A 24,175-nucleotide genomic window follows, 5' to 3' on the forward strand; every position below is an offset into this window, starting at 1 on the left:
CGCCTTCAAAAATTGGGGGTAGGCAGTTGGTCGGGTTCGCGCGAGCTCCCCGTCTTGATCGAGTCGGCCATCGGCCTCGATCGAACTTCCAAGGGGGTACCGCAACGCATCACATTGGTGAAGACGATGTCCCCCGCGGTGACGCGAGATCCGTCGACCACGACGACAACGTGCGAGTGCTTGGACCCGCCGGAGCGGTAGGACAGGCGCGCGAAACTCGACGCCGCAAGCTGTTGCGAACTTGCCGTCTGTCGGCAATCGGTTCGCCCGCCTGCACGCAGTCCAAGCGCTGAGGCCACCTCCGTCACCTCTGCGGTGCGCCAGCCTTCCTGAAAAGCACTGACGTCTTCCAGGAATGTCGAGCATCCGCTCAAGCTTGCGGCACATCCCGTGCCGACCGCGGCCATCGCGATGAGTCGCCTGGCCTGCGAGGCGCATGCCCGATCACCGCCCCTTGCAGGGCAAAGGGCGCGCGGATCGAAGTAGATCGCAACGGCGCCATCAAACGATGGCTTGCGCATACCCTACATCCGTGACGTAGATCCACCCGGCACCGGCCTGGCCAGTACGGGCCGACGCTGCAATGATCTTCACGAACTCGTCGGCATCCTCATCGTTGCAATGAAGCTCGAGCTTGTACTCGTTCACCACTTCATCACCCAGTTCGATCGAATAGCGACGCTCGGCTTCGTGAAGCGGCGTCAATGAGCCCTTCACAACGTAAAGGGTCAGGTTGTGTTGGCGGCCGTGTGCGTCGTCTCCCCAGGCGCTGGCTCCCTTCAACGCAGCAATGACGGCCGCGACCCTGTTGCTGTGGACGTAAGCCTTGATCTCTTTCACGGTGTGTCTCCTTGCGATGTTTCTTGAGTCTTCGCCTTGCGCCTCTCGGCACGCTCCTCCGCCCACTCGTACATCAATGGCAGGATCAGCAATGTCAGCGCGGTCGAAGTGAAGAGCCCTCCCACCACCACCGTGGCAAGCGGTCGTTGCGTCTCGGCACCGACACCGGTCGAGAGCAGCATCGGGATGAGGCCAAGGATTGCGACGGATGCGGTCATCAACACAGGGCGCAGCCGCAGTGCGGCCCCCTGTTGAACCGCCTCCCGAATTGGCAAGCCTTGCCGCCTCAGGTCGTTCAGGAACGTCACCATCACGATGCCGTTGAGCATGGCAACACCGAAGACGGCGATGAAGCCGATGGCCGACGGAACCGACAGGTATTGCCCACTGACAAACAAGCCGACGATGCCGCCGATAATGGCGAACGGGACATTGGCGATGATGAGCGTCGCATGCCGCACAGAGTTGAAGGCGGTGTACAGAAGGATGAAGATCAGACCGATGGTCAATGGAACGATCACCCCAAGCCTCGCCATCGCGCGCTGCTGGTTCTCGAAGGAGCCGCCCCATTCGATCCAGTAGCCGGTTGGCAGTTCGACTTGCGCCTTCAATTGCGTATCCGCCTCCTTCACGAAGCTGTCGACATCGCGGCCTTTGACGTCCATCTGGAGCACCGAATACCGCTGCAGAGATTCACGCCGAATGAAAGAGTACCCTTCATCAAGCTCGATCGATGCGACCTGCGAGAAGGGCACCAGCGCCCCGCCTCCGGTACGGATTGGAATGCTGGCGATGGACGCAGGGCTCACTCGGAATTCGTCAGAGAGACGAACCGCAATTTCAAAACGCTTCGTGCCATCGATCAATGTGGAGACGGCACTGCCACCGATGCCTGATTGCACGACCTCGAGGATTTCGTCTGCGTTGATACCGTAGCGTGCGGCCGCGTCCCGGTTGACCTTGATGATGAGCTGCGGCTTGCCCTTGTTAGCTTCGGCTGACAGGTCCGCAACACCCGGGATTTTCCCGAGCACGCCTTGAATCTTGCCGGTGAGTCTGTCGAGCGTGGCCAGATCCTCGCCGTACAGCTTGAGCGCAAGCGTGGCCCGCACCCCGGAGATCAACTCTTCGACGCGGGATTGAATCGGCTGGGTCGCGCCGAATACGACCGTGGGCACCACTTTCTCGAGCGCCTCCTGCATGTCCGAGGCGAGCTTTCCGTAAGAGATCTTCTCCGGCCACTCCCCGGGCGGCTTGGTGTCCAGGTTCAGCTCCATGTAGTTCACGTCCGTGGTCTCGCCGCCTTCGGCGCGGCCGATGGTCGCAAGCACTGAGCGGATCTGCGGGAATTGCTTGTGCAGTGCCGCACTCACCTCGTTGGACACCCGTATGGACTCGTCCAGCGACGTGGAGGGAATACCGGTCACCCGGAACTGGATCGTTCCTTCCTGGAGTTGGGGCATGAACTCCTTGCCCAGGAATGGGAACAGTGCCAGCGAGGCGAGCAGCAAAACGATCGCTGAACCGACGACCAAGCGCTTGCGCTCAAGTGCCCAGTCCAAGAGTGGAAGATATATCCGCTTGGCGCGACGAACGAGGAAGGTGTCCTTCTCCTCTTTGGGCTTCAGGATCATCGCAGCGAGCACGGGGACCAAAGTCAGCGAAAGCAGGAGCGACCCCGCCATGGCGAACGTGATGGTGTACGCCATCGGCTTGAAGAGCTTTCCTTCAAGCCCGGTGAGTGAAAACAAGGGCAGGAAAACCACGATGATGATCAGGATGGCGAATGCGATCGGGTTGACCACCTCTCGGGCCGCTTCCAGGATGAGGTGAGTCTTCTGAATCGGCTTGCCGGATTCCTTCGCATGCGCCAGAAGTCGGAATGCGTTCTCAACCATCACGACCGCGCCGTCCACCATCATCCCTGTGCCGATCGCCAAGCCGGCAAGCGACATCAGGTTGGCCGAGACGCCGAACTGCTGCATCAGGATGAATGCGATCAGCATTGCCATTGGCAGGGTGATCACCACCACGATCGCCGAGCGAAACTCGCCCAGGAACAGGAAGAGGATCACCGCGACGAGGATTGCGCCTTCGACCAGTGAGCTCTCCGCAGTGTTCAGGGCTTTCTTGACCAGTTCGGTGCGATCGTAGACAGGCTGCAGCGTCACGCCCTTCGGTAGCGCCGCTTGCGCCACGGCCAACTTGGCTTTGACGGCATCCACCACATTCTTCGCGTTCTCGTTGACCCGGGCCAATGCAATGCCCAAGACGGCTTCCTTGCCGTCTCGTGTCACTGCGCCGAATCTGGGTGCGGGAGCCTCTTTGACCTGCGCAACGTTTCGCACATACACAGGCGCGCCGTTGCGCTCGGCGATGACGATCTGCTCGATGTCCTTCGTGGTTCCCACCAACCCGAGGCCCCGCACAAGGAACTGCTCCGCGCCAAGGTTGATCGATTGGCCGCCGACCTGTTTGTTGTTGGCTGTGAGCCGCTCCATCACCTCCTTGAAGCTCACGCTGTACTGAATGAGCTTTCGCGGATCGATCTGAACCTGGAATTGCTTTTGCTCTCCGCCCCAAGAGACGATGTCGTCCACGCCGGGGGCTGTTCGCAGGATCAGTCGCACGGTCCAGTCATGGAGCGTACGAAGATCCATGGTGCTCATCTTCTTGTCTTCGGACTCCACCGTGTACCAGAACACCTGGCCGAGGCCCGAGCTGTTCGGCCCCAGTACCGGTTCGCCATAGCCTTGCGGCAAGCGCCCCTTTGCTTCCTGCAGCTTCTCGCCCACCAGGCGGCGAGCGAAATAGATGTTGACATCGTCCTTGAAGTAGACGCCGACGTAGGACAAGCCGAAGAGCGAGACCGAGCGCACTTCTTCGACGCCCGGCAAGCCGGCCATGGCGCCTTCGATCGGTGTAGTGAGCAGCTTTTCAACGTCCTCCGCGGCCAAGCCTGGAGACTCCGTATAGATGTTGACTTGAACCGGGGTGACGTCGGGGAAGGCATCGACAGGGACGTTGCGAAACGCCTGGACACCGAGTCCGACCAAGACGGCAAAGATGACCAGGACGAGGACCTTGTATCGAAGCGACGCGTCTACGAGTGCGTTGAGCATGTTTTACTTTCGATTCCTCAATGTGCGTCGCCGATTTGCGACTTCAGCACGCGTGCCTTGAGCGCATAGGTTCCCGCACTCACCACTTGCTCGCCGGCCTTTACGCCTGACTTGACAACCGTCCGGGTACCGAGCCTGTCGCCGGGATCGATGGCACGTTGTTCGTAAGCACCGTTCTCAAAGACGAAAACGTTGGGCTGGCCCTGCATGAGAACGATGGCTTGGTCCGGCACGGTCAGCACGTCTGTCTGCGGTGCCGACTGCGGTGAGGGACTTTCAATGGTGGCGGTCGCAAACATCTCAGGCTTGAGGCGACCCTCGCCGTTCTTCACCTCGATGCGCGCCGGGATCGAACGCGTCTCCTTGTCGAGGATGCTTGCAACGTAGGTCACACGTCCTTCGAAGCGCTCGTCCGGATAGGCACCGACGGTGACAGTCGCTTTCGCCCCGACGCGGACTTTCGCCAATTGGGCCTCGGCCAGGTTGGCCTCGATCCACAACGTCGACAGGTCCGCAACGACAAACAAGGCATCGCTGGGCCCGGCCAAACCGCCCACAACGGCCTTTTTCTCGATGATCGTGCCGGCCAACGGCGAAGTCAGCGGGAAGACGGAGGCCACGCCCGCGCTCTGGCCCGATGGGACGCCAAGCAGCCGAAGGTGGTCCTCTGCGGCACGGAGCGTCGCGCTTGCCTTTTCATGCTCCGCCTTGGCCCGCAGGTAATCCTTCTGCGGAATGATCTCTTCTGCCTGCAAGGCAGTGGCGCGCTTGTAGTCCGCGTCAGCCACTCGCTGAGCAGATCGTGCCTGGCTCAACGCAGACGAAGCCTCGCCGACAGCCAAACTGTCCAGGGTCGCGAGCGACTGACCGGTTCGAACGTTGTCACCAAGGCTTGCCGCTACAGTGGCAACACGACCTTCGACGCGAGGCGCAATCCTGGCGATGCGATCCTGGTTCGCGCGAATCGTCGCTGTCACCGTGACGGTATCGGCCAGGGCCTGTGCCTTGAGTTCCTCCAAGACGATGCCGGCGCGATCCGCCTCCTCTTTAGAGAGCTTGAGGCCTTCTTTCTCCGCAGCCTTCTCTTCGGTAGCGGGCTTCTCGGCCGAACCGTTGCTGCCTCCGCAACCGGAAAGTGCAATCACTGCAAAGGCCGCGCAGATCGCTGCGGCGAGCTGGGTCAGAGTGGAACGCTCGGTAGCGCGCTGATCGACCGGGGTGAGATTGAACTTCATGGCGTGACTCCTTCAGGAGGCCAGCCGGCGGCCAGCTCCAGTGCAAGACGGGTGGATTGATAGTCGATGAGCGCGTCGATCAGATCGCGGCGTGCGTCCAGGGCTTGCCTGTTCACCACGATCAACTCGAGAAGCCCGATCTGGCCGGCGCGCTGGGACTTGACCGAAAGCTGCTGGTTATCGAGCAGCGCCGGAAGCACACGCTCCTGGAGCCTGGTGACACGATCCCTCAGGCTCTCCAGCTTGACCCAGAGCACTTGCACCTGCGCTTGCGCGTCTCGAACGCCCGCACTGCGCGAGATCTCGGCTTGGGTGAGCGCGCTGCTTGCCTGTCCGATGCCGGTGGCATTGCGTTTGAACAATGGCAACGGCACTGAGACCGAAACGGTTGTGAGACGTTCGCGTGCACCGGATGCACCTTCTCGTCCCACGCCGACGCCGACGGTGAGATCGGGATAGCGGCTGGCGCTCTCCAACTTCAGCTTGGCCCGTGCCGACTCCTCCCGTGCACGCAACGCCTGGAGGCGCGGCTGGCTATCGACCTGAGACAGCAGGGACTCGAGGCTGTAAGCCGCGGCTGCCGTTGGGCGGAGCTCACCGCTCGCCTGTGGCAGGCTTTCCGAGGGGAGTTGAAGCTTCGCAGCCAGTTCGGCGCGAACGTCGAGCAGTTGCTCCTTCGCCACGGCCAACTGGTTGCGGGCACGCTCAGCCTCGACCGTGGCGACGTTGGAATCCAGCTTGGTGTCTTCACCCGCGATACGTCGCTTTTGCACAGCTGCCGCAGTGCTCTCGAAGAGACCCAGCGCCTGCTCTTCGAGCTCAGTGCGTTGCTGCAAGGCGAGGACGCGGTAGTACAGCTGCGCCACCTCGACGCGAATCTGCCTGCGGGTCTCGGCGATTTCTTCCTGCAGGGCCATCAGCGCCGCGTCGGCAGCTTCGCGGCGAAAGCCTCGCTGGCCTGCGATCTCGAACGTCTGCTGAACGCTGCTCGACCACTCGCGACGCCGTTCAGGCAACGCCCCCTCCTGGGGGACGGTCCGGCGTATGCCATCGAGAGAGACGACTGGATTGTTGTAGAGGAAAGCGTTGGCGTCGGTGCGCGAACCTTCCGCCGAAGCGAGTTCGGCCCGCTTGGCTCTCAAGGCCGGATTGGATTCTTCAGCCAGCCGCCAGACTTCCGTCAGGCTCAATCCCTGAAGGACCGGCCGGGGTTGTGCTGGTTGCGCAGTTTGGGCGGTGGATGTCGCGACTTGCGCGAGGCTGGGCCATGCGGCCAAAGCCAATGCACTGGCAATGACCAGCGTCTTGATTCGCATCGAATTCTCCTAGCGTTGAAAAACAACCAAAGGCGAGATTCGGCGAGCAGTCGTCGTGGGAAAAAAGAAAAGAGAAAACGAGCTCGCCGATCAGAGGGCGAGCGTTCGTGCTGGGCGTTCAAGCCCTATGGGGATTGGCGAACGATAGGTCGGAAGGCTGAGCGCTGGGGGCCATCCTCCGACAGGGGCCAGGAAATGAAGAGACGGAACCGGAGCGATGTAGATAACGCTGGCATGACAACTGATGCAGTCGTCGTTGTCGGCAATCGTCTTCAGCTTCAGGTCTTTGCTTTTTTCACCCGAAGATGCGTTGCCCTGGTGCTCGTGGTGACCAAAATGCGCGGCACCAGCGCCAGCCTCATGCCTGCAGTAACCCGTGGCCGCACCCCACGCGAACTGCAGCGGCAGGATCGCGAGAAGCATGGCTAAGAGAAACGTACGCATGATGGCGAGTGTATCGATCGTGAGAGATTTTTTCGATGGGTCTTCGACCGAAAATCAGGCTAGGGATCGGGTGATCTCGCGGTATCGCGGCTTACGTCGCAGCCTGGCCGCACTTCGCGCAGAAGCGCGCTCCGGGTACCAAGGCTGTGGAGCAGCCTGAGCAGACCCGTGCAGCGGCAGGAGCAGCGCCGCACCGTGCGCAAAAATTCGCGCCAGGAAGGAACGGGGCCCCGCACGACCGGCAAGGCTGCCCGCCGCGCGCACCAGCTCCTCCGTACGGATTACCACTCTCCCGCCCACCGTGATGCCCCGAAGGGCTCGACTGACCATGCCCACGCCGGCCGTGGCCACCGTTTGCCAAGTTGCGAAAGATGTCGCTGAAGAAGCTCATGATGATTTCTTGGAGGGCAAGAGCGCCCATTGCTGTGGAATGAAGTGATTGGAAACCATGAAGTCACTTCAAGGTCAAGTGCGGCGGTGCATTTCCGCGTGCGCGGGATGAACGCGCAACCGCCAGCACGTCCAAACCGGATCTGACCTTTGAGACCATGCAGATCCACATTGGTACGGAACCAAGCTCCGCGAAGGTGCAAGAGCTTTCGGCGCTGATCGACAGTCGCCAACAGGCAAGGGTGCCCGGCACGTTTGTGGCCGCTACTGGCATGGCACACGGCGTCAATGCGAACGCCGGCCCCGTTGAGCAGGCCGAAGCGGCTAGCCGCCGTGGTGGCGGACGCCGCGCCAGAGGACCTGCGCGGCGCAGTCTTCCAGGTTCTTCAATCTGCTTAGCGGCATTGCCATGCTGCCCCCCAGACGTGATCTCTGACCTGCTGTGGGACGGGCTCGGCGCATCCGGTGAGTTCAATGCTGGCGCAGCCTTTTGGTGTTTGCGCTCGCAGGGCTGGCATGGAATTGTCGACAGGCTGTTTGAGCGCTGTCTCGTCATCGAAAGGGCCCCTCACTGCGACTACCGCTTGGTAGTAGTGCTCCCGCGAACCGCATCGACCACGGAAAGCACGGACTCAACGACCGCACCTGGATCCTCCTTCTGGATGTTATGACCCGCGTGAGGCATCAGCACATGACGACTTCTCGATGACCAACTTGCTTCGTCTTGCTGGAGCTCGCGCCAGATACTCTTTACCTGTGCTCCTTGTACTTGCGTGATTTTCATCGCGCGAAGCTCGGGCTCTGTAAACGGCGCCATGGCGGTCAGGACGATAAGTGGACGGTCACCCAAGTTGCGAAACGTTCCAGCCTCCTCAAGTGTGCTGTCGATCACATCGTTTTCCTCGAAAAGCGTCACGAACGACTTCGCAGCGTAGGCTTGGATGGCCTGCGCGTTGCGAGGGGCGTGATGTGAGCCCGGCGGAAGCAGGGCAGGCATGATCGCCCGAAGGGCTCCCGTCCATGCAAGGGATACTGCGGCACGCGACAGAGCGGAGCGCGACTCTGTCGTCACTCCCGCGACGCGCTGTACCTGGTCTGGGTGTGAGGCGTCAACCAGTACCAAACCTGCCACCTCGTCTCCAAAGTATTTGGTGTACCCCATGACGTAAGGGCCTCCCAAGGAGTGCCCTACAAGTACGAGCGGACCCTCCTCTCCGCCGTTGGTCAACGCCGAGTGCAGATCATGGGCTACCCGATTGATGTCGGCGCTCGCGGTGGATGCATCGCTCCACATCAGTCCAGCACGGCTGTAAGAACACGTCCGGGTGCGCTTCGCAACCTGCGGTTGAACGTCGGACCAAGTCAACGAGCCTTCAACGCTCAGTCCAGACTCGAACACAACCGTTGGAGAGCCAACACCTTCGCAGTTCAACTGAATCCTGCGACCGCCCACGTCGACCATTTTTCCAGGTGGAGGGAAATCACGTGCTGCACGGTACTGACTGAGCTGCTCATAGAACGCGCCGCCCCCTACGGCCAGAGCTATAAACGCTGCGATTCCCGCGCCCACACGCATCGTCCAACGATCGCAAAGTTTCAATTGCTCCGCCTCTCCAGAAATAGCTCACCCAGTACAGGAATCCTGAATCAACTGGCCAGACTTGCCTCGCCCCCAAGCATCAGGCCCGCGGCGTGAAATTTCGCAGCAAGCGCCGCGCGCACGCTCTCTTTGGCTGCGTGCTGCCTACTGCTGCGACATACCTCGGCAAACGGCTGCGCATGCGTTGCAGGCCTTGGCGCACGCCTGGCAATGCTCCGCTTCATGCTTCCTACACTCTTCGCCGCACGCGTCACAAATGTCAGCGCACAGCGCACATATCGCTTGGGCGTGCTCGCTGCCACGCGCCATCGCTGCGGAAGCAAACTGGCAGGCCGCCGCGCAATCTATGTCAAGGGCGATGCACTTTTCCATCATCTTGACGTCGTTCTCTTTCAGACAAGCAGACACGCAATGGTTGCATGCGGTAGCGCAACCGTTGCAGGCTTCGATGCAGGCGGTATAGATCTCGTGTGACATAGCCAACTCCTTGAAAGTGAACGCCGGAGGCCCGGCTGGAAATGACGACCGCAAGGACGTCCCGGAAAATTCTCCTGTCGCGTCGTTGAGCCAAGGGCCGCGACGAAACCAGACTACGTCGACCTGACTTCGTTACTTCGGTGTACCGCCTTGGCCAGGATCGCTGTGCGGGCGAGCTTCACGGACGGCTGCCTTTCCTTGACCCGTTGCCTCCGGCTTGCTCGTCTTCTTCACGCCCGAGCCCTCGCCCTCGGCAGTGCTGCCGTCCTTGATCGACTTGGTCCCCATCGGCTTCGCACTTTTCTTCGCTTCGGCCGCCACCTGTGGCTTCGTGTTCGTCTGTGGCACGGCTTCGGACGTGTGGTTCTGCGCGAACGCTGCGCCCGAAAACAGGATGACCGCGCCCAAACCGACGAGCGTTCTCTTGACCGTCGAACGCTTGCGGGGGTGGGTCGTTTTCTCGCTTGACATAAAAATCTCCTGGAGTCGATGCCGGGGTTCCGGCGAATAGGACATGGCAATCACGCCATGTCGAGGGTTAACCTCGATCTCGGCAACTCGCCGCATGGCGCTGTGCCGCGATGAAGCGCAGAGCTCAGCCCGCAGCTTCGATTCGGGTCACAACGAGCTGGCCATTGATCTTGTTTGCCTCGAAGCGAACCTTCTGTCCGTTCTGAAACTTGTCCAGCATGGCCTCGTCGGCCACTCCGAACACCATCGTCATCCCGGGCATATCTAGATTTGTGAGCGGGCCGTGTTTGATCGTGAGCTTTTTGCTTTCCGTGTCTACTTTGCGAATCTCGCCGGTCGAGAGTGCCGAAGCGGCGCCGGGAGCGGAGGCGCTGGATGCCGTCTCGTTCATGCCCGGCATGTCGGCCATCTTCGAACCGATTTGGGCGCTCGCGGCTCCGGCAAAGGAGAGCGCAGCGATGGATAGCAACAATGCAATGCGGATGTTCATATGAGTCCTGTAAGTGAAGCTGGCTGAATGAAACTCTGATCGTTCTCAGGTGGCGGAGCTCTTCATCACGCTAACCGCCCCCTTCATGCCTGCGTCGTAGTGGCCCGGCTGCAGGCACGCAAAGTCGACTTTGCCAGCCTTGGTGAACTGCCAAACGATCTCTCCGCTCTTTCCTGCGGCGAGTGTGATCATGTTGGCGTCGGCATGCTCCATCTCGGGGTTCTTCTTCATGATTTCATAATGGGCCTTGAGGTCCTGCGGCGTGCCGAGCACAAGCTCGTGCTTGAGTTGCCCGGCGTTCTTGACCACGAAGCGCACGGTCTCTCCTTGTTTGACGCTGATGTCGGCGGGTGAGAAGCGCATGCCGTCAGTCATCTCGACGTTGATCGTGCGAGTGTTCTTGGCGGCAACGCCGGGCTTGCCGACGGCGTCATTTGCATCGCCTCCATGGCCGCTCGCATGGTTGCCAGCAGCCAGAGCACCTGTTGCTGCGAAGCAGAAAAGTGCGGCGAGCGCGGTATTGCGAAGAGGGTGCTTCATCTGTCGCTCCTTTGAGCTGTGTTTGGATGAATCGACTCTAGGACGCCGTTTCGGCGTAAGCCGCACGCGCAGATTACAGTTGCGTCATCCGGTTGCCCATGTAGCGGCCGAATGCGAGTGCGCGGGAGCCATCCGAAATTCGGGACGTGGCTCATACAAAGTCCTCCTCTATCAATGCGGAATTGATAGCGATCGCGGCTTGTGCACCTTCGGATGCGGCCACAACAACTTGCAGAACGTCGCGAGAGGCATCTCCAGCAATGTAGAGACCGGGTATCGACGAGGCCTGCTGTCTGTTGTCAATCTCACAGCCTTCGCTCGCATACCCCTCGCACCCCAACTGCGCAGCCAAATCTGTGGATTGGTGGCGGTGCGTGTTGAAAAACAGCGCGCCGCGCCGTAGACGAGCGGATGACTCAAAGACAATGTCGAAAGATGCGCGATATGGCTCGTCGGAGTGAATCTGCAAGCCTGCGATCTTGTCCTCGCGAACAATGATGTTGTGGCGAGCCAGGCGCGAGTGGCAGGCTGCACTCAGGCCACTGGGGCCATCGCTGCAAAGAACAACATCGGCACTCCACTGCTTCATCTCAATGGCGAGCCCGCCTCCCTTGTCGTCACCGCGGCCGTAAACCGCCAGCGCCTGATCGCGCACTTCCCAGCCGTCGCAGTAAGGGCAGAGAAACACGCCCCTGCCGAAGAGCTCTCGGAACCCGGGAGCCGATGGCAACTCGTCGACCACGCCCGATGCCACGAGCAGCTTGCGAGCTTTAAAGAGCTCCCCGTCAACAGTCCGCAGCCAAAACATCCCGTCGACATTGCTGGCATTGCTCACCGTCGCCTCTTGAACGACCACCGATGGATAGGAGCCAAGCTCCGCGCGCGCAATCGAGCGAAAGCGCTGCGGATCCACGCCATCGTGTCCCAGAAAGCCATGCATCGCGTGAGAGGCATGGTTTCGCGGCCGCTCATTGTCCAAGACCAAGACCCGCCGGCGGCAACGACCGAGCACAAGCGCGGCGTTCATACCCGCCGGCCCCGCGCCGACGACGATGGCGTCCCAAACGAAATCGGGGGCGGCTGAAAGTGCCTGCAGGCTTATTCGAACCTCAAGGTCAGAAGCAGACCGTGGTCCAGGAGGGAAAAGGGCCGTCACGTTATTTGCCTTCCTGGCGAATGGTTGTCAATTGCGCGGCAAGCTGCTCGAACTCGTTCGACGAGAACTTGTAGGGCGGATCGTCGGCTGCCACGCTGGAGGCGTCTCGCCACCAGATGCTCGCAAGCGCTGTAGCGACGCCTGCGACGCCCAAGGCCTTCCACATTGCGGGTTTTGTAGTCGATGCCATGGTGTGCTTCCGTCAAAACCACAATCTCACGCCCACCACAAGCTGAGTGTTTTTGACGCGCTCACCTGCCTGCCTCGCATAGCTGGCGGTGTTTCCGAACTTTCTCGACCAGGTGACGCCAACGTAAGGGGCGAACTGCCGGGTAACTTCGTAGCGCAAGCGCACTCCCAGCTCCATGTCGGATAGGCCGGACCCAATGCCTCGTTGTGGATCGTTCTTGCTGTAGAAGTTGGCTTCGAGCTTGGGTTGAAGAATCCATTTCTGAGTCAGGAGCAGCTCGTAGCGCAGTTCAACGCGCGCCGCGAGAGTGCCGCCGGATCCCACATAGGCGGTCGCTTCTGTTTCGAACCAGTACGGTGCGAGGCCTTGCACCCCGAACGCCAACCAACTGCGTGAGCGCCCCCCGCCTCCGTTGTCATGTCGCAAGCCCAGTTGTGTGCTCCAGAACGTGGCCACGGCATGATCCCAAAGTGCCTCAGTGCGAAAGGCGTCGAGTCGACCCCCGCGGCGTTCGCCCTCAGCCTTAAGCCAGAGTTTGTTGTAGTCGCCCCCATACCAAGCTTCGAGGTTGAGGTTCTGACCACGTGCATCTCGACCCTTTGCGTACTCCAACTCGTTGACGAGGATCTGCCCGTAGCGCTCGTCATCAGCCATCTCCATCCCGGGCATCGCCATTTTCGGCATTCCTTCCGCGTAGGCATCAGGATCTCGGGCATCAGGCGGAGGGCTGCCGCCTTGCATCGGCCCCATGCCCGGCATCGAGCTCATGCTCATACTGGGCATGTCCTTCATGTCAGAGCCACCGCCCTTCATACTGGGCATGTCCTTCATGTCAGAGCCACCGCCCTTCATACCGGGCATGTCCTTCATGGCAGAGCCACCGCCCTTCATACCGGGCATGTCTTTGGTGGGACCTTCATTCATTGGTATAGCGGGGGACTGCGCCTTCTCTATGTTGACCTGCTCATCCGAGGACTTCCTTGGCGCAGCCTTAGGCTTGGCTGATGCACGTTCTCCCGGTTTGGAGCCAGACATGTCCATACCGTCCATGCCAGCCATGTCGTCCATGCGTTTCGCACCGCCGCCTTGGGCGATCGAAAGACCGGAAAAGCACAAGGAAATCGATCCAAGTACGACTGCCACGGCGCTGCGCGCACATTTGAGTTGCTTTTGATTCATGACACATGCACCTCACGAAACATGCCTGCTTCCATGTGATACAGCAGATGGCAGTGATAGGCCCAACGCCCGATGGCGTCCGCAGTCACGCGGTACGCGATTCGCTGCGCTGGCTGGACGTTGATCGTGTGTTTGCGGACCAAGAATTCGCCATCCGGGGATTCGAGCTCGCCCCACATCCCGTGCAGATGAATCGGGTGATTCATCATCGTGTCGTTGACAAGCACCAATCGAAGACGCTCCCCGAAGCGGAAATGCACAGGCTTGGATTCGGAAAATTTCTGCCCATCGAAGGACCACATGAACCGCTCCATGTTGCCGGTGAGATGGAGTTCGACATCGCGACCGGGGTCCCGGTTGTCGATCGAACCTCCGATCGTGTGAAGATCTGCATAAGTCAGGACTCGCCTGCCGTTGTCGCGAAGATTGATGCCCGGGTCGTCCAGATTTGTGCGTGGCATGTCGACATGCATGTCCACGCCGGGGCCGTACTCTGTGCGGGCGTGGCGCACACGGGGCGGCTTCATCTGGGACTTTTTTCCATCCCCTGCACCCATTTCGGCCATGCTCGAGTGGTCCATGCCTTGCATGCCTCCAGTCTCTTGCATCTCGCCCATACCTTTGGGTGCGTCCATGGCCCCCATCGATCCCATGGCGCCCATCATGTCGGTCATCGTCAACCAGTGAGGCTTATCCAACTCAGGAACGGGAGCCTGCATGCCGGCGCGAGGCGCAAGCGTGCCGCGAACGAAATTGGTCCGGTCGATCGACTGCGCAAAGAGGGTGTACGCCCTATCGTCGGTTGGCTCGACGAGCACGTCATAAGTTTCAGCAACGGAGATCCGAAATTCATCCACCGTCACCGGATGGACATCCTGACCGTCCGCAGCGATCACGGTCATCTTCAGACCCGGTATGCGGACGTCGAAAATCGTGGTGGCCGAACCATTGATGAACCGAAGCCGTATCTTCTCGCGAGGTTGGAACACGCCGGTCCAGTTGTGATCGGCAGTCTTGCCGTTGATCAGGTATCGCGCGGCGTTGCGCAGTTCAGCAGTGCCGGTCAGATCACCGAGGTCGGTCGGAACCATGCGCATGCGATTCCACATCTTTCGCTTCTCGAGCGCCCCTTGGAGGCCCATCTCGGCGATGTCCCGCTTGAAATCGCCGAGCGTTGGCTGGTTAAAGTTGAAGTAGCCGCTCATGATTTTCAGCTTCCTGAAGAGCTCTTCCGGCACACCGTCCGTCCAGTCAGAGAGCAGCACCACGTGTTCACGGTCGGCTTTGACGCGGGGGCCGTCGCGGGCGTCGATCACGATGGGGCCATACAGCCCCGTTTGCTCCTGGAATCGGGAATGACTGTGATACCAGTAGGTGCCGGTCTGCTTGACCGGAAAGCGATAGACAAAGGTTTCACCGGGCGCAATGCCGTTGAAGCTCAGGCCTGGCACGCCATCCATGTTTGCGGGCAACAATATCCCATGCCAGTGAATCGAACTGGCCACCGGAAGTCGATTGGTCACGCGCAGCGTGATCGTGTCACCGTCGCGCCATCTGAGTGTTGGCGCCGGAATCTGGCCGTTGACCGTCGTCGCGATGCGAGGCAGACCTGTGAGATTGACGGGCGTTTCTGCGATTTCGAGATTGAACTCCGTGCCGCGCAGTTCCGTGCGTTCGGTTTGCTCAACAGCGGCCGCCCAAGTCCGCGAAGAGGACAGCGCCAACCCACCTATCGCACTGGCAGAGCCCAGCCTCACCACAAATTTGCGCCTGTCGACGCCGTTTGGCGGCGGCTTCACGGCAGGACCTCCATCTTCTTTGCGTAGCGCGCGCAAGCGGGTTCGATGAGGCCATTCTTTGGGGCTGATTGAAGCCAACAGAAAGAAAACGTTACTGCGGTGCAGCGGGCTCGACTACCGGCAGAAGGGGTAAGCCCGCACGCGGACTTGCTCTTGAACAGAGTGAATAGATGACGCATGTAATCCTCGAGGTTCGTGGGCGGAAGGGGTCGCGGCCGCACGAGACGGGAGGCGACTACCGGCGATTGCAAGCGCTCGCCCTGACCGCCAGGTCGAAGGCGAGCAGGTGCTTCAGACCCGGGGCGGGCGCTCGAGGAGGGGAGGAAAGAGGCTTGTCGACAGAGTTCGTGGCTCTGCCAGATCCGCTGCCGGAAGATACTGGCTGCGGACGATGGAGGTATCGAGAATCAACGCCACCGCGTGGCAAGCAGCGCAGGTCCCGCATTTGTGTGCGCTGCCTGAATCGTCATCGTGGTGCGCCGCGGCCTCATCGTCCAAGACACTAAAGCGTGCCGTGTCAGGCATTACGGTATTCGAGTGCCGATGCGGATCTGCTTGAGTTACCGTTGCAGCCTCGGAATGCTCGAACTCACAAAAAGCCATAGACGCTGCCGCGTATCCCTGAAAAGGAACGGCCAGTATGAGCGCCCAAAGGAGCAAAGCTCGAAAGCAGGACATGCAGCAGCGACCTCGAGTACCAGATCATGGAGTCGACCAGATATTTAATCTGATGATTGGCAACTAGCGGGTGCCGTCTGTCGGAAAACTTCTGATTCGATCGTCAGATCAGCCGATCTCGGCGTCAGTGTTTGCAGGTTCAGAGCCCGTGCCACCGGCACTGGCATGACGCATGCAAAGCAACGCAGTCGAGCGCACCGTGCTGATGACACAACTGTAATCTTCGTGTGCGGATTGTCACGGCCCCGCGCCCTAGAGTTGATGCATCGGAAAGAGACAAGTCACAGAGCTGTTCATTTCCGGAAATGCCAACCCTCTCATTGCCAAAGGATCGAACATGAAGACTTCCCTCAAGACCTCCCTGACGCTGGCCGCATTGCTCAGCGCGATCGCCGGCCCCGCACTGGCCGGCAACTACGCCGAAGGCGATCCTCGCCCGGTTCCCCTGACGTCGAGCACCAGCCGTGCAGCCGTGGTCGCGGACACGCAGCGTTGGCTGCAGAGTTCGGTGGATCAGGGATACCCGGAGGGCAACCCGCGCGCCGTCGTGAGCGTGTCGTCCAACTCCCGCGCGACGGTCCAGGCGGACACGCTGGCATGGATGCGCTCAGGTCTGGCCGCGGCCACGAACGGCGAAGCGGGCGCAGACACAACGCGCCCCGCCTACCGGCAAGCCGCCGCCGAGTACGCGCGCCTTCGCGGCGAGCAGCCGGAATTCGGCACGCCGGTGCAGCGCCTCACCCAGCAGAGCCAACTGCCGGACGCAGCGGCGACGGTTCGCCGCTGATTCGGGAGGCCAGCCCGATCCTGAGGGCGACGGGCTGCCAGAGGTTCGCGCGTCGACCACCCGCTCTACCCACCGCAAGCCATGCATATAGACACGGCTTGCCCCTTTTCTTGTGCGACGGGCCTAGAATTCGTGGAACCACTTCACAAGCACTGACTCCATCAGCCGCATTCCACGCGTTCTTTCCATGGCCATCACTGCAACCCACCTCACACGGCTCGCCAACGCACCTTGCGTTGGGCGTGTGTTTGTGCTGGTGTTGCCAGGGGCGCAGCGATGAAACGCGGACTCGTGCGCATGGTGGCTCGCGGCCTGATCGGCATGCTGCTGTTCGCGCAGTTAGCGATCGCCGCCTACGCCTGCCCCGCACTGTCCGCAAGTCTGGCGGGTGGTTCGTCCTCCGAGATGCCGATGGCGCAGGATGCTGATGCTGCTGCACCGGAGGACGCCCGCGGCTCCTCCATGCAGGGGTCGCCTTGCGCAGACATGGTCGGCGCGACGGACGCGAGTTCCGGCAACCTGTGTGCCGAGCACTGCAAGTACGGCCAACAAAGCGACCATGCGTCTACGTTGACAGTCCCCGCGGTGTTGCTGTCGGCCCTTTACCCGATGACCCCATGGGCGCCTGAGACGCCCCCCCCACCGCGCTGCGCGGCGGCTTCCCTGAGTGCATTGGTTGCGGCTTCGCCGCCGCACGCCATCCTGCACTGCGTCTACCGAACTTGATCGCCTGACCGACCTTGCGCCGCTGGCCTCTTGTGGGCCGGTGCGGCGCGTCGGTCGCGCCCTGCCGTGTTCGTCGAGCTGTGCTCGGCGCATCGGTATGGTCCGACAACCTATCCGCAGGTTCGTCAGGAGACTCCATGTTCCCCATTTCTTTTCCGGCTGCGCCGATCGCTCGATCCGCTCGCCACCCCTTTCGCCCTGTTTGTCTCTGGGCTGTAGCGCTGGTGCTGAGCGCGAGTACCTTCGCATTGAGCGCCCACGCACAACAGTCGCTTTCCCTTGACGCTGCGCTGCGGCTGGCCGAGGAGCGTTCGCGCCAGCTTGTGGCCCAGGACGCGGCCGCCGGCGCCGCACGCGCCATGGCTGTGGCAGCCGGGCAGTTGCCCGATCCCGTATTGAAGGCCGGCATCAGCAATTTGCCGGTCAATGGCAGCGACCGTTTTAGCCTCACGCGCGACTTCATGACGATGCGTTCGATCGGAGTGATGCAGGAATTCACCCGTTCCGACAAACGCCAAGCCCGCGCGGCACGCTTTGACCGCGAAGCCGAGGTCGCCGATGCGGGCCGCGCCGTAGCCTTGGCCAACCTGCGTCGCGACACTGCGACCGCCTGGCTCGACCGCTACTACCAGGGGCGAATGCGGGACCTGTTGCAAACGCAACGAGCCGAACTGAACCTGCAGATCGAGGGAGCGGACGCCGCCTACCGCGGCAGTCGTGGCACGCAGGCCGATGTGTTCACGGCGCGTTCCGCACTGGCTCAACTGGACGACCGCATCCTTGGGCAGGAACGCCAGATCGCCACAGCCCAGACGCGTCTGGCGCGCTGGGTTGGGGCAGGCACGTCCCAGCTCTCGACGGCACTCCCGGATCTGAGCGCCGTCCGCCTGGATGCCCGCAATCTGGAAGCTCAGATCGCCGAGCATCCGCAGATCGTACTGTTGGCGCGGCAAGAGGCCGTAGCGCGCGCGGAAGCCGACATCGCGCAAAGCAACAAGCGCTCCGACTGGAGTGTCGAGCTGATGTACAGCCAGCGCGGCGCGTCGTACTCGAACATGGTGTCGCTGAACGTGTCAATTCCGCTGCAGATCGACCAAAAGAATCGCCAGGAGCGGGAGCTCGCGGCCAAGTTGGCGTTGGTGGAACAACTGCAGGCTCAACGCGAGGAAGCGACGCGAGAGAGTGCAGCCGAGGCGCACTCCTGGCTGCAGCAATGGCAGAGCAACCGGAAGCGACTGGCGCTGTACGACAGTTCGCTCATTCCGCTCGCCGCCGAACGCACGAAAGCGGTGTTGGCTGCGTACCGCGGCGGCGCGGGCACCTTGAGCGCCGCGCTCGAGGCGCGGCGCATGGAGATCGACACGCGCATGGAGCGCCTGCGCCTCGAGATGGAAACCGCCGCCCTATGGGCCCAACTCGAATTCCTGATTCCCGCCGGCCACCCGGCACTCGCCGCCGGCGCGTCGACAACGGCCGTGGACGCCAAGGAGCCACAACAATGAAAACCAAACCCTTTTTCCTTGGATTGATCGCTGCGGCGGTCCTCGCTGCAGCCGCCGTTGGCGCGTACACCTTCGGGTTGCAGCGCGGCAGGAGCATGGCCTCGCCACCCGCCGCCGGGAGCCCTGCGGCATCGGTGCCCACGGCGAGCGCCCAGATGGCATCGCCAACTTCCCCTAACGAGACCGGCGAGGACGCCACACGGCGCCACATTGCAGCAGGACTGAAGGCCGGCGACACCGACCCCGCCAACGGCAAGAAGATCCTCTATTACCACGACCCCATGGTGCCCGGAAACCGGTTCGACAAGCCGGCCAAGTCGCCGTTCATGGACATGATGATGTCGCCCGTCTACGCAGGCGGTGAGGGCGACCAGAACAGCGTGACGGTGAGTGCACGGGTGCAGCAGAATCTGGGCGTGCGAACCGCTCTCGTGTCCGAGGGCAGCGTGTCGCCACAGGTGTCCACAGTCGGCAGCATCGCCTTCAATGAGCGCGACCAAGTCATCGTGCAGGCCCGCGCGACCGGCTACGTCGAACGCCTGAACGTGCGTGCCACGCTCGATCAGGTTAAAAAAGGCCAGGCCCTGGCCGAGCTCTACGTCCCGGACTGGATCGCGGCACAGGAGGAATTCCTGTCGGTGCAACGCATGCGCGGCACCGACCTGGCCTCGCTGGTCGACGGAGCGCGTCAACGCATGCGCCAGGTCGGCATGAACGATGGGCAGATCGAACTGGTTGCGCGCAGCGGCCGCACTCAGCCTCGCATCACCTTGGCCGCGCCCATCGGGGGCGTGGTCACAGAACTGGCCGCGCGCGAAGGCATGACGGTGAGCGCGGGAACCACGCTGTTTCGCATCAACGGCCTTGCCACCGTCTGGGCCAACGCCGAAGTGCCCGAGAGCCAAGCAGCGCTGGTGCGCCTGGGCGCCAGGGTGCAGGCCAGAACGCCTGCCGCGCCCGGCGAGACCTTCGACGGCAAGGTGCAGGCCATTCTTCCCGATGTGAATCCGGCCACACGCACCCTGAAGGCGCGCATGGAGCTGACCAATCCGACCGGCCGGCTGGTGCCCGGCATGTTCGTGTCGATGCAGTTCACGGACGCGCGCGCCGACAAGGCACTGCTGATCCCGACCGAGGCCGTCATCCAGACGGGCAAGCGCTCGGTTGTCATGCTGGCGGAAGACAACGGCCGGTTCCGGCCGGTCGATGTCGAAATAGGCCTCGAAAGCGGCGGGCAGACCGAGATAAAGCGCGGGCTGCAGGCTGGCCAGCGCGTCGTGGTGTCCTCGCAGTTCCTGATCGACTCGGAGGCCAGTCTCAAGGGTGTCGAGGCGCGCCTGAACGCTGCGCCCAGCGCGGGGGCGCCTGCGACGGCGGCCGCTGCCACGCCGGGTGCACCGGCTGCGGGCGCCCCAAGGCATGTGGGCGAAGGCAAGGTGGAAAGCATCACCAAGGACGCGATGACCTTCTCGCACGGGCCGATCCCGACGATGAAGTGGGGAGCGATGACCATGGAGTTCAAGCTGCCGCCCGGCGGCGCACCAGGCAACCTGAAGCCCGGTGACCGTGCGAGCTTCGAGTTCTTCATCGACACGGACGACTTGCCTCAACTGACCCGAGTGACGCCGATGGCATTCACTCCTGCAGCAGGCCCAGTCGCAGACCCCAGAGCGGCCTCGGTCGCTGCGCCAACTGCGCCCGCAGTTCCCGGAAGCAAGCCATGATCGCCAAGCTCATTCGGTGGTCCATCGCCAACCGCTTCCTCGTGCTGCTGGCCACGGTGATGCTCAGCGCTTGGGGCGTGTACTCCGTCCTGCGCACGCCGCTGGACGCACTGCCCGACCTCTCGGACGTGCAGGTCATCATCCGCACGACCTATCCGGGCCAGGCACCGCGCATTGTCGAGAACCAGATCACGTACCCGCTCACGACGACCATGCTGTCGGTGCCGGGCGCCAAGACGGTCCGCGGTTACTCCTTCTTCGGGGACTCGTTTGTCTACGTGCTGTTCGAGGACGGGACAGACCTGTACTGGGCGCGCTCGCGGGTGCTGGAATACCTGAACCAGGTGCAGTCGCGCCTGCCGGCTGGCGCCAAGGCCTCGCTCGGCCCGGATGCCACCGGGGTGGGCTGGATCTATCAATACGCGCTGGTCGACCGCGGCGGCACACAGGACGCCTCTCAACTGCGCGCCTTGCAGGACTGGTTCCTCAAGTACGAGCTGAAAACCGTGCCTAACGTGGCAGAGGTGGCCTCCATCGGTGGCATGGTGCGTCAGTACCAAGTCGTGCTCGATCCCGCGAAACTCGCCGCCTACCGGATTCCACACACCAAGGTGGTGGAGGCGATCCAGAAAGCCAATCAGGAGACCGGTGGCTCGGTGCTCGAGCTCGGCGAGGCCGAGTACATGGTGCGAGCGTCGGGGTATCTGCAGAGCCTAGAGGATTTCCGCAAGATTCCGCTGATGACGACCGATGCCGGTGTGTCGGTTCGCCTGGGCGACGTCGCGCGCATCCAGGTCGGTCCGGAGATGCGCCGCGGCATCGGCGAGCTCGATGGTGAAGGCGAGGCCGTCGGCGGCGTGATCGTGATGCGCTCGGGCAAGAACGCGCTGGAGACAATCACCGCCGTCAAGGAAAAGCTCCAGACCCTGCAGGCCAGCCTGCCCAAGGGGGTAGAGATCGTGCCGATCTACGACCGATCCAACCTGATCGAGCGCGCGGTCCGCAACCTGGGTTTCAAGCTGCTCGAGGAATTCATCGTCGTCGCGGTGGTGTGTTTCATCTTCCTGTTCCACCTGCGCTCCGCGTTCGTCGCGATCGTCTCGCTGCCGATCGGCATCCTGGCGGCCTTCATCGTGATGCGCTACCAGGGCGTCAATGCCAACATCATGTCGCTCGGTGGCATCGCGATCGCCATCGGCGCAATGGTGGATGCCGCCGTGGTGATGATCGAGAACGCTCACAAACACATCGAGAAGTGGAAGCACGATCACCCGAACCAGACGCTGCACGGAGAAACCCATTGGCGCGTGATCGCGGACTCGGCCGCCGAGGTGGGCCCCGCGCTGTTCTTCTCGCTGCTCATCATCACGCTGTCGTTCATCCCGGTCTTCACGCTGGAGGCCCAGGAAGGACGCATGTTCTCGCCGCTGGCCTTCACCAAGACTTACGCGATGGCCGCCGCCGCCGGCCTCTCGGTGACATTGATTCCGGTGCTGATGGGCTACCTGATTCGCGGCAGGATTCCCGATGAGAAAACCAACCCGTTGAACCGGCTTCTCATCGCGGTCTATCAACCGTTGCTGAACGCAGTGCTGCGCTGGCCCAAACTGACGCTGTCGGGCGCCGTGGTCGTGCTGGTGCTGAGTCTGTGGCCGCTGCAGCACATCGGCGGCGAGTTCATGCCACGCCTGGACGAAGGCGATCTGCTCTACATGCCCTCGGCACTGCCAGGCCTCTCGGCGGGCAAGGCCAGCGAACTGCTGCAACAGACCGACCGTCTGATCAAAACAGTTCCCGAGGTGGCGAGCGTATACGGCAAGGCCGGACGCGCCGAGTCGGCAACCGATCCGGCACCGATGGAGATGTTCGAAACGACCATCCAATTCAAGCCACGCGAGCAGTGGCGCGCCGGCATGACGCAGGACAAGCTGGTCGAAGAACTGGATCGCATCGTCAAGGTGCCTGGCCTGACAAACATCTGGGTGCCGCCGATCCGCAACCGCATCGACATGCTGGCCACAGGTATCAAGAGCCCGGTAGGGGTCAAGGTGGCAGGCACGGACCTCGCGACCATCGACCGCATCACAGGCGAGATCGAGCGCGTCCTAAAGGACGTGCCGGGCGTGTCGAGCGCGTTGGCCGAGCGGCTGACTGGCGGGCGCTACGTGGATGTGAACATCAAGCGCGACGATGCGGCGCGGTTCGGCATGAACATCGCCGACGTGCAATCTGTCATCGCCTCGGCGGTGGGCGGCGAGAACATTGGCGAGACGGTCGAAGGCCTGCAGCGTTTCCCGATCAACGTGCGCTACCCCCGGGAGATCCGCGACTCGCTGGAGCAACTGCGAGCCCTTCCGATCGTCACCGAGCGCGGCGCACGGCTCGTGCTCTCCGACGTGGCTGACATTCGTGTCACCGACGGGCCGCCGATGCTGCGCAGCGAGAACGCGCGGCTGTCCGGCTGGGTCTATGTGGACATTCGGGGACGAGACCTGCGCTCGGCGGTGCAAGACATGCAGCGCGTGGTGACCAAGGAGGTGAAGCTGCCGCCGGGCTACGCGGTGTCATGGTCCGGTCAGTTCGAGTTCCTGGAGCGGGCCACGGCGAAGCTGAAGGTGGTGGTGCCGTTCACGCTGCTGATCATCTTCGTGCTGCTGTACCTGACCTTCAAGCGCTTCGACGAAGCCCTGCTGATCATGGCGGCACTGCCATTCGCATTGGTCGGTGGCATCTGGCTGCTCTATCTGCTCAGCTACAACCTGTCCGTTGCCGGCGCGGTCGGATTCATCGCGCTTGCGGGGGTGTCGGCGGAGTTCGGCGTGATCATGCTGCTGTACCTGAAACACGCCTGGGACGACCGCATCGACCAAGGCAAGACGAGCACGGCTGACCTGCTGGACGCGATCCGGGAAGGCGCGGTGTTGCGTGTGCGCCCCAAGGCCATGACAGTGGCCGTCATCCTGGCGGGCCTGTTCCCGATCATGTGGGGAACCGGCACCGGCTCCGAGGTGATGCAGCGAATTGCCGCACCGATGGTGGGCGGGATGATCACAGCGCCTTTGCTGTCGATGTTCGTGATCCCTGCGGCGTACCTGCTGATGCGCCGGCCGCGGGAGTCCGGAGCCTCACGGTGGATGTTCTGGAGACGTCGTCATGTCGCCGCTTGAGCATTCAAGCCGTCGTCACATCGGATGGGCGACCGCAATCGGCCTTTGCCTGGCCTTGCTGCTGGGCTCTGCAGCGCGTGCGACAGGCTCCGTCGCGACGCTCCAGCAAACGGGGCCCATCATGGTCGCCTCGAGCGCTTCGGGTTCCCAGCCCGCAAGCGCCGAGGATTGCCAGACATGCGCGGCCTGCGCCATGGCTCCCGCGCCGGCCGCCGATGGGTTCACCGGCGAGGCCGAAGCTCGAGAGCACGAACCCGAAACATGGAGCAGGCAGGCGGTATCACAGCCGGCTTCTGCCTGGTTCTTCGACGCCGGAGACGGACGTCTGCGATGGCCTGTACG

At 62.1% G+C, this 24,175-nt stretch carries 21 protein-coding genes; 5 read left to right on the top strand and 16 right to left on the bottom strand.

Annotated features, from left to right (window positions below):
* Positions 1 to 5 precede the first annotated feature (5 nt).
* The 16 genes from AC07RV_RS23750 to AC07RV_RS23825 form a co-directional block, all read right to left on the bottom strand.
* Positions 6 to 521: a hypothetical protein gene (locus AC07RV_RS23750; protein WP_132970512.1), complete on the bottom strand. Its 516-nt coding sequence runs from the start codon at positions 519 to 521 to the stop codon at positions 6 to 8.
* The gene (locus AC07RV_RS23755) at positions 502 to 840 is read right to left on the bottom strand and encodes a P-II family nitrogen regulator (RefSeq protein WP_108137373.1); all 339 of its coding nucleotides are present in this window, start codon (positions 838 to 840) and stop codon (positions 502 to 504) included. The genes AC07RV_RS23750 and AC07RV_RS23755 overlap by 20 nt, the downstream gene beginning before the upstream one ends.
* On the bottom strand, positions 837 to 3,962 hold the full coding sequence (locus AC07RV_RS23760) for an efflux RND transporter permease subunit (RefSeq protein WP_108137374.1): 3,126 nt from the start codon (positions 3,960 to 3,962) through the stop codon (positions 837 to 839). Before AC07RV_RS23760 ends, AC07RV_RS23755 begins: the two co-directional genes overlap by 4 nt.
* 17 nt (positions 3,963 to 3,979) lie before the next feature.
* The gene (locus tag AC07RV_RS23765) at positions 3,980 to 5,197 is read right to left on the bottom strand and encodes an efflux RND transporter periplasmic adaptor subunit (RefSeq protein ID WP_108137375.1); all 1,218 of its coding nucleotides are present in this window, start codon (positions 5,195 to 5,197) and stop codon (positions 3,980 to 3,982) included.
* Positions 5,194 to 6,513: a TolC family protein gene (locus AC07RV_RS23770; RefSeq protein WP_108137376.1), complete on the bottom strand. Its 1,320-nt coding sequence runs from the start codon at positions 6,511 to 6,513 to the stop codon at positions 5,194 to 5,196. The genes AC07RV_RS23765 and AC07RV_RS23770 overlap by 4 nt, the downstream gene beginning before the upstream one ends.
* A gap of 90 nt (positions 6,514 to 6,603) precedes the next feature.
* Entirely contained in the window at positions 6,604 to 6,957 is a 354-nt protein-coding gene (locus tag AC07RV_RS23775; protein ID WP_444813578.1) for a hypothetical protein, read from the bottom strand.
* Positions 6,958 to 7,048: 91 nt separating this feature from the next.
* Positions 7,049 to 7,378 (bottom strand): double zinc ribbon domain-containing protein, encoded by a 330-nt coding sequence (locus AC07RV_RS23780; RefSeq protein WP_365957493.1) that lies wholly within the window; start codon positions 7,376 to 7,378, stop codon positions 7,049 to 7,051.
* Positions 7,379 to 7,924: 546 nt separating this feature from the next.
* The gene (locus AC07RV_RS23785; RefSeq protein ID WP_281078686.1) at positions 7,925 to 8,947 is read right to left on the bottom strand and encodes an alpha/beta fold hydrolase; all 1,023 of its coding nucleotides are present in this window, start codon (positions 8,945 to 8,947) and stop codon (positions 7,925 to 7,927) included.
* 144 nt (positions 8,948 to 9,091) lie between these two features.
* Positions 9,092 to 9,424 carry a four-helix bundle copper-binding protein gene (locus tag AC07RV_RS23790; RefSeq protein WP_108137378.1) on the bottom strand — a complete coding sequence of 111 codons (333 nt, stop codon included), beginning with the start codon at positions 9,422 to 9,424 and terminating at the stop codon, positions 9,092 to 9,094.
* A 132-nt stretch (positions 9,425 to 9,556) separates the two neighbouring features.
* Positions 9,557 to 9,940, bottom strand: a complete 384-nt coding sequence (locus AC07RV_RS23795) for a hypothetical protein (RefSeq protein WP_132970514.1) — start codon at positions 9,938 to 9,940, stop codon at positions 9,557 to 9,559.
* Positions 9,941 to 10,019: 79 nt separating this feature from the next.
* Positions 10,020 to 10,385: a copper-binding protein gene (locus tag AC07RV_RS23800; RefSeq protein ID WP_108137380.1), complete on the bottom strand. Its 366-nt coding sequence runs from the start codon at positions 10,383 to 10,385 to the stop codon at positions 10,020 to 10,022.
* Positions 10,386 to 10,430: 45 nt separating this feature from the next.
* A complete protein-coding gene (locus tag AC07RV_RS23805; RefSeq protein WP_108137381.1) occupies positions 10,431 to 10,925 on the bottom strand; it encodes a cupredoxin domain-containing protein in 495 nt (164 codons plus the stop codon).
* Positions 10,926 to 11,076: 151 nt separating this feature from the next.
* Positions 11,077 to 12,027: an NAD(P)/FAD-dependent oxidoreductase gene (locus tag AC07RV_RS23810; RefSeq protein ID WP_492714351.1), complete on the bottom strand. Its 951-nt coding sequence runs from the start codon at positions 12,025 to 12,027 to the stop codon at positions 11,077 to 11,079.
* A gap of 55 nt (positions 12,028 to 12,082) precedes the next feature.
* Entirely contained in the window at positions 12,083 to 12,271 is a 189-nt protein-coding gene (locus AC07RV_RS23815) for a hypothetical protein (RefSeq protein ID WP_132970515.1), read from the bottom strand.
* Positions 12,272 to 12,283: 12 nt separating this feature from the next.
* Positions 12,284 to 13,450 (bottom strand): copper resistance protein B, encoded by a 1,167-nt coding sequence (locus AC07RV_RS23820; protein WP_281078690.1) that lies wholly within the window; start codon positions 13,448 to 13,450, stop codon positions 12,284 to 12,286.
* Complete coding sequence (locus AC07RV_RS23825) at positions 13,447 to 15,249, bottom strand: copper resistance system multicopper oxidase (RefSeq protein ID WP_108137382.1); 1,803 nt, start codon at positions 15,247 to 15,249, stop codon at positions 13,447 to 13,449. The genes AC07RV_RS23820 and AC07RV_RS23825 overlap by 4 nt, the downstream gene beginning before the upstream one ends.
* Positions 15,250 to 16,264: 1,015 nt before the next feature.
* Between AC07RV_RS23825 and AC07RV_RS23830 the strand changes: the two genes are divergently transcribed.
* The 5 genes from AC07RV_RS23830 to AC07RV_RS23850 all read left to right on the top strand — a co-directional run bounded on the left by AC07RV_RS23830 (position 16,265) and on the right by AC07RV_RS23850 (position 23,833).
* Positions 16,265 to 16,714, top strand: coding sequence for a hypothetical protein (locus tag AC07RV_RS23830; RefSeq protein WP_108137383.1), 450 nt, complete (start codon positions 16,265 to 16,267; stop codon positions 16,712 to 16,714).
* A gap of 276 nt (positions 16,715 to 16,990) precedes the next feature.
* Positions 16,991 to 17,440 carry a hypothetical protein gene (locus AC07RV_RS23835; RefSeq protein WP_108137384.1) on the top strand — a complete coding sequence of 150 codons (450 nt, stop codon included), beginning with the start codon at positions 16,991 to 16,993 and terminating at the stop codon, positions 17,438 to 17,440.
* Positions 17,441 to 17,577: 137 nt separating this feature from the next.
* On the top strand, positions 17,578 to 18,942 hold the full coding sequence (locus AC07RV_RS23840; protein WP_108137385.1) for a TolC family protein: 1,365 nt from the start codon (positions 17,578 to 17,580) through the stop codon (positions 18,940 to 18,942).
* Positions 18,939 to 20,666 carry an efflux RND transporter periplasmic adaptor subunit gene (locus tag AC07RV_RS23845; RefSeq protein ID WP_108137386.1) on the top strand — a complete coding sequence of 576 codons (1,728 nt, stop codon included), beginning with the start codon at positions 18,939 to 18,941 and terminating at the stop codon, positions 20,664 to 20,666. The genes AC07RV_RS23840 and AC07RV_RS23845 overlap by 4 nt, the downstream gene beginning before the upstream one ends.
* Positions 20,663 to 23,833 (top strand): efflux RND transporter permease subunit, encoded by a 3,171-nt coding sequence (locus tag AC07RV_RS23850; protein ID WP_108137387.1) that lies wholly within the window; start codon positions 20,663 to 20,665, stop codon positions 23,831 to 23,833. The genes AC07RV_RS23845 and AC07RV_RS23850 overlap by 4 nt, the downstream gene beginning before the upstream one ends.
* Positions 23,834 to 24,175 lie beyond the last annotated feature (342 nt).

Source organism: Variovorax sp. GW821-FHT09B01 (assembly GCF_059418345.1).

Bases quoted from the DNA above. Each gene is read 5' to 3' on its own strand.
- AC07RV_RS23750 (WP_132970512.1), bottom strand. From the start codon at position 521: ATGCGCAAGCCATCGTTTGATGGCGCCGTTGCGATCTACTTCGATCCG.
- AC07RV_RS23760 (WP_108137374.1), bottom strand. From the start codon at position 3,962: ATGCTCAACGCACTCGTAGACGCGTCGCTTCGATACAAGGTCCTCGTC.
- AC07RV_RS23765 (WP_108137375.1), bottom strand. From the start codon at position 5,197: ATGAAGTTCAATCTCACCCCGGTCGATCAGCGCGCTACCGAGCGTTCC.
- AC07RV_RS23770 (WP_108137376.1), bottom strand. From the start codon at position 6,513: ATGCGAATCAAGACGCTGGTCATTGCCAGTGCATTGGCTTTGGCCGCA.
- AC07RV_RS23775 (WP_444813578.1), bottom strand. From the start codon at position 6,957: ATGCGTACGTTTCTCTTAGCCATGCTTCTCGCGATCCTGCCGCTGCAG.
- AC07RV_RS23780 (WP_365957493.1), bottom strand. From the start codon at position 7,378: ATGGGCGCTCTTGCCCTCCAAGAAATCATCATGAGCTTCTTCAGCGAC.
- AC07RV_RS23790 (WP_108137378.1), bottom strand. From the start codon at position 9,424: ATGTCACACGAGATCTATACCGCCTGCATCGAAGCCTGCAACGGTTGC.
- AC07RV_RS23795 (WP_132970514.1), bottom strand. From the start codon at position 9,940: ATGTCCTATTCGCCGGAACCCCGGCATCGACTCCAGGAGATTTTTATG.
- AC07RV_RS23800 (WP_108137380.1), bottom strand. From the start codon at position 10,385: ATGAACATCCGCATTGCATTGTTGCTATCCATCGCTGCGCTCTCCTTT.
- AC07RV_RS23805 (WP_108137381.1), bottom strand. From the start codon at position 10,925: ATGAAGCACCCTCTTCGCAATACCGCGCTCGCCGCACTTTTCTGCTTC.
- AC07RV_RS23815 (WP_132970515.1), bottom strand. From the start codon at position 12,271: ATGGCATCGACTACAAAACCCGCAATGTGGAAGGCCTTGGGCGTCGCA.
- AC07RV_RS23820 (WP_281078690.1), bottom strand. From the start codon at position 13,450: ATGAATCAAAAGCAACTCAAATGTGCGCGCAGCGCCGTGGCAGTCGTA.
- AC07RV_RS23830 (WP_108137383.1), top strand. From the start codon at position 16,265: ATGAAGACTTCCCTCAAGACCTCCCTGACGCTGGCCGCATTGCTCAGC.
- AC07RV_RS23835 (WP_108137384.1), top strand. From the start codon at position 16,991: ATGAAACGCGGACTCGTGCGCATGGTGGCTCGCGGCCTGATCGGCATG.
- AC07RV_RS23840 (WP_108137385.1), top strand. From the start codon at position 17,578: ATGTTCCCCATTTCTTTTCCGGCTGCGCCGATCGCTCGATCCGCTCGC.
- AC07RV_RS23845 (WP_108137386.1), top strand. From the start codon at position 18,939: ATGAAAACCAAACCCTTTTTCCTTGGATTGATCGCTGCGGCGGTCCTC.
- AC07RV_RS23850 (WP_108137387.1), top strand. From the start codon at position 20,663: ATGATCGCCAAGCTCATTCGGTGGTCCATCGCCAACCGCTTCCTCGTG.